General features: G+C 73.1%; 6 protein-coding genes. 3 read left to right on the forward strand and 3 right to left on the reverse strand.

Annotated features, from left to right (window positions below; genetic code table 11):
* Positions 1-52: 52 nt before the first annotated feature.
* On the reverse strand, positions 53-1777 hold the full coding sequence (locus IF55_RS33215; RefSeq protein ID WP_078645672.1) for a sigma-70 family RNA polymerase sigma factor: 1725 nt from the start codon (positions 1775-1777) through the stop codon (positions 53-55).
* A gap of 1175 nt (positions 1778-2952) precedes the next feature.
* Positions 2953-3720, reverse strand: coding sequence for a TetR/AcrR family transcriptional regulator (locus tag IF55_RS33225; protein WP_030888831.1), 768 nt, complete (start codon positions 3718-3720; stop codon positions 2953-2955).
* A gap of 473 nt (positions 3721-4193) precedes the next feature.
* Between IF55_RS33225 and IF55_RS33230 the strand changes: the two genes are divergently transcribed.
* Both IF55_RS33230 and IF55_RS33235 read left to right on the forward strand, forming a co-directional pair.
* Positions 4194-5489 (forward strand): NAD(P)/FAD-dependent oxidoreductase, encoded by a 1296-nt coding sequence (locus tag IF55_RS33230; RefSeq protein WP_245661610.1) that lies wholly within the window; start codon positions 4194-4196, stop codon positions 5487-5489.
* A 246-nt stretch (positions 5490-5735) separates the two neighbouring features.
* On the forward strand, positions 5736-7796 hold the full coding sequence (locus tag IF55_RS33235; RefSeq protein WP_030888827.1) for a SpoIIE family protein phosphatase: 2061 nt from the start codon (positions 5736-5738) through the stop codon (positions 7794-7796).
* Between the two features lie 169 nt (positions 7797-7965).
* Here IF55_RS33235 and IF55_RS33240 read toward each other — a convergent pair whose 3' ends face one another.
* Positions 7966-9279 carry an MFS transporter gene (locus IF55_RS33240; RefSeq protein ID WP_030888822.1) on the reverse strand — a complete coding sequence of 438 codons (1314 nt, stop codon included), beginning with the start codon at positions 9277-9279 and terminating at the stop codon, positions 7966-7968.
* 141 nt (positions 9280-9420) lie between these two features.
* Between IF55_RS33240 and IF55_RS33245 the strand changes: the two genes are divergently transcribed.
* The gene (locus IF55_RS33245) at positions 9421-9969 is read left to right on the forward strand and encodes a MarR family winged helix-turn-helix transcriptional regulator (protein ID WP_030888819.1); all 549 of its coding nucleotides are present in this window, start codon (positions 9421-9423) and stop codon (positions 9967-9969) included.
* Positions 9970-10247: the final 278 nt, after the last annotated feature.

Consider the following 10247-nt stretch of genomic DNA (forward strand, 5'->3'; position numbering starts at 1 on the left):
GGATGCCGCCGCCGATCGCGCGGCCGCCACGGACGCGGTCACGGACGCCCGGCTACCGGCAACTCAGGCGGGACTGCGCCCAGTCGGCGAGGGCCACCGTGCTCATCGGCGACGTCGACTCCACCACCAGCCGCAGCGTCTTGCGGCCCGTCAGCGGCACATGCACCGGCACCGCCGGCTTCCCGCCGCGCACCACGCCCGACCGCCACAGCCGCGCCGCGTCCCCGTACACCGCGAACCGGACCTCGCCCAGGCCCATTGTCATGTCGTCGACCCCGGCCACCGCGTCGTACGACGAGCAGGGGCGGTTCAGGTCGATGGTCACCGAGGACGGGGCGTGCACCGTCACCCCGTGCCCGTACTTCGTGTCGTTGATGTGCAGCCCCCAGCGCTGCCACAGCCAACTGCTCGCGCTCGGCCGCACCTCCGGCTTCGTGCCGTCGCCCAGCCCCGCGTACTGCAAGGTGTTGAGCTGGAAGACCGCCGGTGCGGGCGCCGGGGGAGTGGGCTTGGGCGTCGGTTTCGGTGACGGCGGCTCGGGCGTCGGCTTCGGAGCCGGCGGCTTGGGCTTGGGCTTGGGCGCGGGCGGCTTCGGCTTGGGTTCGGGCTTCGGCGGCGGCTTCGGCGACGGTGGCTCGGGCTTCGGCGAGGGCTCGGGCGGCGGCGGTTTCGGGGCCGGCGACTTCGACGGCGGCGGTTCCGGAGCCGGTACCACCGGTGCCGCTGTGGGCTTGGCCTGCGGTTTCTTCGGCGGGTCGGGGTGGTTGCCGGTCAGGGCGTAGGCGAGGACCGCGCCCGCCGCGACCACCACGGCCGCCCCGATGCCGACCTTCGCGGGCGCGCCGAGCCCCTCGCCCGCCGCGCCCCCGGCCGCCCCGCCCGCCGAACCGCCCGCCGCGCCGCTGCCAGTGGCGGCGGCCGCGACCCCCGCCCCCGCGGCGGCGCCGGCGCCCGCCAGCCCCACGGCGGCCCCGGCGGCCGCCTTGGCCGTGTACGCGGCGGCGAACCATCCGATGACCGCGATCGGCAGCAGCTCCCGGATGCGCTCGTTGACGTCCGCGACCTCCAGGGCCGCGGTGCGGCACTTCGCGCAGTCCTCCAGATGCTTGCGCAGCCCGCGCTCCGCCCGCATCCGCAGCCCGCCGCGGGCGTACGCGCCGAGCCGGTCCGCGTACCGGGCGCAGTCGCCGTCCGACGTCAGGGACGTGCTCACATGGGCCTGGAGATACGCCTGCTTGAGGCCCTCGCGCGCCCGGTGCGCCAGCACCGCCGTCGCGTTGGCCGTCAGCCCGAGCAGCGGCGCGACCTCGCTGGGCGACTCCTCCTCGACGGTGGTGTGCCACAGCACGGTCTGCCAGCGCGGCGGCAGGCTGCGGAACGCCTGTACGGCCAGCGACGCCTCGGCCTCCTGCATGGCCCGTACGTCCGCGCCGAGGTCCAGCGTCTCCTCGTCCGAGGCCGACGTGCGGGCCGCGGACGACGCGAACACCGCGAAGTCCTCGACCAGTTGCTCCCGCTTCGCGGTCTTGCCCCACGCCGCGGCGACCCGCCGCACCGTGGTCAGCAGGTACGCGCGCACCGCGGAGTCCGGGCCCGCGCCGCCCTGCACGGCCTGGAGCGTGCGCGCGAAGACCTCGTTGGTCAGGTCCTCCGCGGTGTGGTCGTCCCGGCAGCAGCTACGGGCGTACCGGCGGACCGCGTCCGCGTGCCGCCGGTACAGCTCCTCGTAGGCCGCGTTGGCGTGCGCGGCGTCCGCGTCCAGCGCGCCGCCGCGCATACGGGCCACCAACTCGGTGTCCGACGGCGGCACCGAGGCGTCGCGGTCGTCGCCGTCAGCGCCGCCACCGGCCGCGCCACCGCGGCCGGCGCCACCGAGCGCCGCGCCACCGGCGCCCGCACCACCGGCGCCCGTACCGCTGCCGCGTACGGCGTCGCCGCGTACGTCTTCAGCGCTACGTGCGTCGCCATCGCCACGTGCGTCGCCGCCGTCCGCAGCGCCACGACCCGTAGCGCCACGGCCTGTGGCCCCGGGGCGCCCATCGCCACGGCCTGTGGCCCCCGGTCCGGTAGCGCCACGGCCCGTAGCGCCATGGCCGGTACCGCTAGGGCCCGTACCACCGCGGCCCCTTGAATCTGAGCCACGGCCCGTACCGACGCCCGTAGCGCCGCCCAGGTCGCCGCTGCCGACGGCACCCCTGTGAGAGCTATCTCTGCGAGAGCCGCCCCTGTGGGAGCCGCCTCTGTTCCGCTGCTGCGGCACGCTCGGCTCGGTGCCGCCGGGGCTCTCCGCGCGCTCGGAAGCCCCCGAGGCACCGGATGCCGCTGAGCCGCCTGAGCTGCCCGAACCATCTGGAGCGTCCGGGGCGCCGGACGCCCCCGAGCCGCCTACCGACTCCGAACCTTCGCCTGCGTCCGACCCACGGGGCCCGTCACATCCCCCGGCATTCGAACCCCCGGCATTCGAACCCCCGGCATTCGAACCGCCAGCGTTCGAACCACCAACGACGTTCGAACCCCCGGCATTCGAACCACCAACGACGTTCGAACCCCCGCACGCGTCCGTCCCGTCGAACCCACCCAACCCACCGGGCGCGTTCGAATCCCCGGGCTCGCCGGGACCGCCGGTCGAGCCCGGACGGCGGGGCGCGTCCGAGCCGCCGGGAGCGTCCGAGCCGTCGGGCCCGTCCATGAACGGGCCCTTCTGGCTCGGTACTTGGTGAGCCGGACGTGTGCCCGGTTCACCGCTCCCGCGCGGCTCGTCCCGCCCGTCAACACCCATCGCGGAGGCCCCCGTACATGCCGTCGCTCCCGAACACCGGGCAAGCGTGCCATACGGTCGGTCACCGCAACCCCGGCTGGGAAGGCAACCACTCATCCGGGGTGTTTTCGCACACCGGAGCAGTAACCTTCACCCATTCGGGGCAGGATCGCCGGACGGGCTGGACGCGAGCGTCAGCCCACGGGCCGCGACCGCAGCCCTTCCAGCAGGATGTCGAGCAGCCGCGCCGACGCCGCCGCCTGCTGTGCCGCGTCGGGCAGCGAAGGCGCCGCCGTGGCGATCACGAGCAGTACGTCCGCGACGGTCACGTCCGCGCGCAGCTCACCCGCGGCCCGGGCCCGGTCCACGAGCTGGCCCACGACCTCCAGCAGCGCCGAGGCCCCCGCGTCGTCCGGTTCCTCGACGGCGACGGGCCGCTGCTCGACCAGCCGCAGCTCGTGCAGTTGGTTGATCGAGGACCCGGGCTGCCGCTGCTGCGGCACTCGCGCCTCGACCGAATGCGCCGCCCTGGCCTCCTCGGCGGCGGCCTCGGAGTCCACGTCGACGCCGACTCGCAGCACCTGCGGCGGCAGCAGCCGCCCGGCGCCCGACGCCACCGACGTGCGCAGGAAGCGGGACAGCGCCGACCACGGCTCGTCCTCCTGCCCCAGCGCGGCCCGCGCCTGCTCGGTCAGGCGCGCGGTCTCTTCCTCGGCTATCCGCCGGACCAGCACGTCCTTGCTCGGGAACCTGCGGTACACGGTCCCCACGCCCACGCGGGCGCGGCGTGCCACGTCCTCCATCGGCGCGCCGTACCCGAGCTCGCCGAAGACCTCGCGAGCCGCCCGGAGTACGTGTTCCAGATTGCGCTGTGCGTCCACACGCAAAGGCGTGTGGCGGCTGCCATTGGCGTCGGACGACGCGACAGCGGCAGCCGACCAATGAGATCCCTGAATGTGCATAAGCATTCCCCCGGTAATGACGTCTCCCCCCGGAGACTCCCCGCCCTGACTGCCGGGGCGTGTCTCACCACCCCGACCAGGTACGAACATAGTTGAGCCCGCGTCAAGAAAGAAGGGGGAGTTCCGCACGGACCGTCCCACGATCGGAGCACCGAACCGACCGGTCCGGATTCGCCGCTCGCCAACCGCCCCTTGGCCTGCGGCTGACCTGCGGGCTTTCCCGGCGGGACGACGACGGGCCCCCGGAGCGGCCCCTTCCGGCACCGGTCATACATTTCGCGGGGCCTGTGGACAAATGCTTGTTGCCAGTGCGTCATGGGAGGGTGCTGTGCTTTCCCGGGGTCACAGCATCCGATAGCGGCCCAGCCGCTCCGGGCCCCCGGCGGCACCCCCTCGGGCTGGGCGACATCGCGAGGAGATCCTCTGTGAAGGAACCGGCGCGCATTCTGATTGTCGGCGGCGGCTACGTAGGGATGTATACGGCACTGCGCCTCCAGCGGAAGCTGAGGACGGACGAAGCGCAGGTCACCGTGGTGGGCCCGGACCCGTACATGACGTATCAGCCCTTCCTCCCCGAGGCCGCGGCCGGCTCCATCTCCCCGCGCCACGTCGTCGTGCCGCTGCGCCGCACCCTGCCCCAGTGCCAGATCCTCGTCGGCGAGGCCACGGCCGTCGACCACGCGAGGCGCGCCGCGACCGTCAAGACCCTCGCCACCGACGAGGAGGGCGGCGGCGCCGTCGAGCTGCGCTACGACGAGCTGGTCCTCGCCCCCGGCTCCGTCTCGCGCACCCTCCCGATCCCGGGCCTGGCCGAATTCGGCATCGGCTTCAAGACCGTCGAAGAGGCCATCGGCCTCCGCAACCACGTGCTCGAACAGCTCGACATCGCGTCCTCCACCCGCGACCCCGAAGTCCGCGACGCGGCCCTGACCTTCGTCTTCGTCGGCGGCGGCTACGCGGGCGTCGAAGCGCTCGCCGAACTGGAGGACATGGCCCGCTACGCCGCCCGCTACTACCACAACATCCGCCCCGACGACGTGCGGTTCATCCTCGTCGAGGCCACCGGCCGCATCCTCCCCGAGGTCGGCCCGGAGATGGGCCAGTACGCCGTACGGGAGCTGCGCGGCCGCAACATCGACGTGCGGCTCGACACCCGCCTCGACTCCTGCGCGGGCCGGATCGCGGTGCTCAGCGACGGCTCGCGCTTCCCCACCCGTACGGTCGTGTGGACCGCCGGGGTCAGACCGCACCCCCTCCTCGCCGCCACCGACCTGCCGCGCGACGACCGCGGCCGGCTCGTGTGCACCGCGGCGCTCCAGGTGGCCGGTGCCGAGCACGCCTGGGCCGCCGGGGACGCAGCCGCCGTCCCGGACATGAGCGCCGGCGAACCCGGCAAGGAGTGCGCGCCCAACGCCCAACACGCCGTACGCCAGGCGAGGGTCCTCGCGGACAACATCATCTCGTCCCTCCGGGGCCGGCCCCTCCGGGACTACGCGCACCAGCACGCCGGTTCCGTGGCCTCCCTGGGCCTGCACAAAGGCGTGGCGTACCTCTACGGGCGCAAGCTCAAGGGCTACCCCGCCTGGTTGATGCACCGCGTCTACCACCTCAGCCGGGTGCCCACTTTCAACCGCAAGGCGCGCGTGCTCGCCGAGTGGTCCCTCGCCGGGCTCTTCAAACGTGAGATCGTCTCGCTCGGCTCCCTGGAGAACCCGCGCGCCGAGTTCGAACTCGCCGCGGGCACGGGGCGCCGCCCGGAAGGCACGTGACCCCACCCGCCCGGAGCCGGGAACTCCACCCGGTCCACCGGCGTCTGACGGATGTCAGTCCGGTCGGTCACACTGGACGTGTGACCATGGGTGGGCTCGTACCTGCGAAGAGTGACAGCCACGAGGATAGTGACAAGCACGAGGATTCGGACGTTTGCTGCCTTCCCCGGAGAACTCCCCCCACAACCCCAGCCGGGCCACCGCGCCGGTGTGCAGCCCAGTAACGACACCACGAGGTAATCCTCTGTGAACTTCACCCGCTGGAGCGCCCGGCTCCCTGGAACCCAGCGCCGCGCCGCGGCCCGCACCGATCGCGGTACGACCCCGCCGCAGCCCCCGACCACGGCGAGCGGCGGTGCCAACGGCTCCGTGCCCGCCGCCAGGGCCGAGGCCGTGCCGCGCACCCGGCCTGCCGCCGTCGACGGCACCGCGGGCGGCGCGACACGCCGGACCCCCACCGCCACCGCGGACGCGCCCGAGGCCGACGGCCCCGTCCCCACCCTCGACGGGCTCTCCGTCCACGAGGTCCTCGGCCAGCTCCCCGCGCTCGTCGCCGTCGTCTACGGCCCGGAGCACCGCGTCGCGTACGTCAACGACGCCTACGCCGCGCTGTTCGGCGCCCGCACCCCCGGCGCCCCGGCCCGTACGGCCCTCCCGGAGCTCGAAGCGCTCGGACTGCTGCCCCTCATGGACCAGGTCCTGCGCAGCGGCAAGCCGCGCACGGTCAAGTCCCGCCGGGTCACCGCGGAAGGCGGCGACACGCCGCGCCACGGCTACTACACCTTCACGTGCACCCCGATCGAGGTCGGCGCCGTCGGCACCGCTCCCGCCCCGGCCACGGCCCGCCCACCCGACCCGCCGAGCGGCGACGCCGCCGTGCCGCACGAGCGCGCCGCGTACGGGCCCGAGGCCGAGTCCGAGGCCGACAGGTCGTACGGACCCAGTGCCGCGCACGAGTCCAACGGGGCGTACAAGCGCAGCGGGCCGTATGAGCCCAGCGGAGCGCAAGGGACTCATGAGTCGCACCCCCGACACGAGCGATACGAACCGTATGAGCCACACGAGCCGCAGCCCCTCGACTCCCGCCACCACGACGCGTACCGCCGCGAGCCGTACCAAGGGGTGCTCGTCTTCGCCGCCGACGTCACCGACCAGATCGAGTCCGCCGAGCGACTGCGCGCCAGCGAGCGCCGCCAGCGCGAGGCCGCCGTCACGCTCCAGCGCAGCCTGCTCCCCCAGGAGCTCGAACAACCCGACGACCTGCGCGTCGCCGCCACCTACCAGCCCGGCGGCACCGAGGCGGCCGTAGGCGGCGACTGGTACGACGTCATCACCCTCGGGGCCGGCCGCACCGCCCTGGTCATCGGCGACGTCATGGGCCGCGGAGTGCGCGCCGCCGCCGTCATGGGCCAGCTCCGCACGGCCGTACGGGCCTACGCGCGGCTCGACCTCCCGCCGCACGAGGTCCTCCAGCTCCTCGACGGCCTCGCCGCCGAGATCGACGCCAGTCAGATCGCCACCTGCGTCTACGCCGTCCACGACCCCAACGAGGGCCGGCTCGTCTACGCCTCCGCGGGCCATCTGCCCATCCTCGTCCGCGACCCCGACGGCACCGTCCGCCGCGCGGCCGAGCCCACCGGCCCGCCGCTCGGCACCGGCGGCTGGCTGCACACCTCGGGGTCCGTGCCGCTCGGCCCCGGGTCCAGCGCCGTCCTCTACACGGACGGCCTGGTGGAGCGCCGCGACGAGGACATCGACACCGGCGTCGCCTCCCTGGAGCGCGCCTTCGCCGGGGCCACGGGTTCGCCGCAGGTCATGTGCGACCGGCTGCTCCGGGCGCTCGGCATCACCGCGGAGCACGACGACGACGTCGCGGTGCTCGTGCTCCAGCACCCCGCCCGCACGGGCCACGACGCCGAGCTGTTCCACAACGCCGCGCTGGAGCTGCTGGGCGGCATCGAGGCGGCCCCGCGCGCCCGTGCCTTCGCGTCGGGCGTGCTGGCCAGTTGGCGCTTCCCCAACGAACTGCGCGACCTGGGCGTCCTGGCCGCCAGCGAGCTCGTCGCCAACAGCCTCCAGCACGGCACCCCGCCCATGCGACTGAGACTGCGCCGTACGGACCGCCGCCTGATAATCGAGGTCACCGACGGGGACGACCACCTCCCGCGTCGCCGCAAGCCCGAGCCGGCCGACGAGGCGGGCCGCGGCATCTCGATCATCGCCACCATCGCCTCCTCCTGGGGCTCGCGCCGCACCCCGGGCGGCGGAAAAGCCGTCTGGTGCGAATTCGCCCTCCCCATGGGGTGAGCCCGTACGCACGAGAGTCCGCGTACGGACGTACGGGCGTATCGACGGCCCGGGCGCGGCGTGACGGGCGTACGGGCACACGACCGCGGCCCGGAAGCGTCGGCTTCCGGGCCGTGAGGGACGACGGGATGATGGGGGAACGGGGGAGCGTACGGGCGGCGGGCCGGCGTCAGGCGGCCACGGCGACCGAGCTCGTCGAGTCCGCCGATTCCGCCGCCGCCTCCGCCGTCTGGGCCTGCGCCGTCTGCGCGCGCAGCGGGTTGTCCTGCCGTACGGAGAGCCGCCGCCCCAGCCGCAGCGCGAGGGCGCTGATCCCGAGCGAGCACACGACCAGCATCGCTATATAGGCGACGTACATGCCGCCCCCGGCCATCAGCCCGCCGACGGCCGGGCCGATCGCCAGCGCGAGCTGCTTCACGAGGGCGAAGGCCGAGTTGTACTGGCCGACCAGCCGGGCCGGCGCCAGGTCGGCCACCAGCGGTGCCATCGTCGGCGACAGCATCGACTCGCCCAGCCCGAAGAGCGCGTACGTCGAGATGAGCAGCGTCGTGGCGATGGCCTGCGCGCCGTGCACCAGGCCGGAGACCCCGGCCGCGACCCACGCCACGGTCCAGACCAGCCCGACCAGCGCGATGACCCGGCTGCGCCGCCGCCGCTCGACGAGCTTCAGCACGACGAACTGCGCCAGCACGATGGCGGCGGTGTTGGCGGCCAGCGCCACGCCCAGCGTCGCGGGGGAGATCCGGGTGACCTCGACGGCGTACGCGGACAGGCCCGACTCGAACTGCCCATAGCAGGCGAAGAACATCACAAAGCCCAGCACGCACAGTTGCACCATCGCCCGGTCGGAGAGCAGCGTCCGCCAGCCGCCCTTCGCGGCGGCCTCCTGCGGCACCGCGTTCTCGACCTTGGCCGCGTTCGGCAGCCGTACGGTCGCGAGGATCGCGCCCAGCACCAGGAACATCACGGACTCGATCGCGAACAGCCGCACGAAGCTCGACGGGTCCGAGGTGTCCACGAGCTGGCCGCCGAGCAGTCCGCCGACGCCGAGCCCGAGGTTGTTCAGGAAGAACTGCATCGCGAAGGAGCGCGACCGGGTGGCCGGGGTGGAGCACCACACGATCATCGTGGCCAGCGCCGGCTGGATGACCGCGATGCCCGCGCCCAGGAGCGCGGCGGCGGCGATGGCCAGCGGCTCCGTCTGGGCCAGGCCGAGCCCCATGGAACCGACGGCGGCGGACACCGTGCCGACGACGGCGACCGGCAGCGGCCCCCGGCGGTCGATCGCGGAACCGGTGAAGGGCAGCACGGCGAGCGCGGCCACGGCGAACGTCGCGAGGACGATGCCTGCCGTACTCGCGCCGAGATCCCGCACCTGGGACACATAGATGAACAGGAAGGGGACGGTGAAGCCGTTGCCGAACGCACTCAGTGCGTTGCCGAGCTGGATCCGGCGCAGCGCTGCGCCCATCGCGGTGGTCACGCTCACCTCCTAGGCAAGTGAGGATTGGGGTGGGTTGAAGCGGGTAGAGTCCAAGCCTGAAGACTTCAACTCTAAAGTTCGAAGCTAAAGAGTACATATCAAAGGGCTTTAACGCCAATCTCTCGTGCCATACTGCGGCGCATGGCTGACATCCCCGGCCCACCAGAGCCGAGCCTCGACGAACAGATCGCCGCCTACCAGCGCGAGTTCCATGACCTAGATCCGCAGGTGGAGAAGGTCGTCTCGGCCCTGAGCCGCCTCAACCGCCGTATGAACGTCGCGTACGGACGACAGACCGCCGACCTCGGCATGAGCAACACCGAGTGGGAGGTGCTCAAGGCCCTCGTACTGGCCGGCGAGCCCTACTGCATGGGCCCCGGCGAGCTGGCGAAGCGCCTCGGGCTGACCCCGGCGGCCATGACCCACCGCATCGACCGGATGGTCGGGGAGGGGCTCGTCACGCGGGAGCGCGACGAGAACAACCGGGTCCGCGTCATCATCGGCATCACGAGCGAAGGCCGCGCCAAGTGGCTGGAGGCGATGCGGATGGCGACCATCTTCGAGGGCGACCTCCTCCAGGACCTCTCCGGCGAGGAGCGCGTGGCGCTCGGCGAGATGCTGACCCGGCTGCTGCGCCGCGTGGAGGACGCCCAGCCGGACGCCGGCGGGCGCCTGAACGACCTCGACTGAGACCGCGACCGAGCCTGCGACGGCGACTGCGACCGCGACGCGCCCGGCCCGGCTGGGATGCGTCCGGGTGGGTTGACACGGCCGTGTTCCGTCCGTAGTGTTCTCCGAGTTGCCACGGAGCCGTAACGGTTCTGCGGCAGCCACCTCGGCCGCACCGGCGGCACATCACTACAAGCACTGCCCCTGAACGGGATGAATTTCGGCATGCCGGAATTCGGACCACCGGCTCGATTATGAGTCGCCAGGGAAATCCGCTAACGTAGTGACCACGCCGGAAG

The organism is Streptomyces varsoviensis, assembly GCF_000718635.1.
GTDB lineage: Bacteria > Actinomycetota > Actinomycetes > Streptomycetales > Streptomycetaceae > Streptomyces > Streptomyces varsoviensis.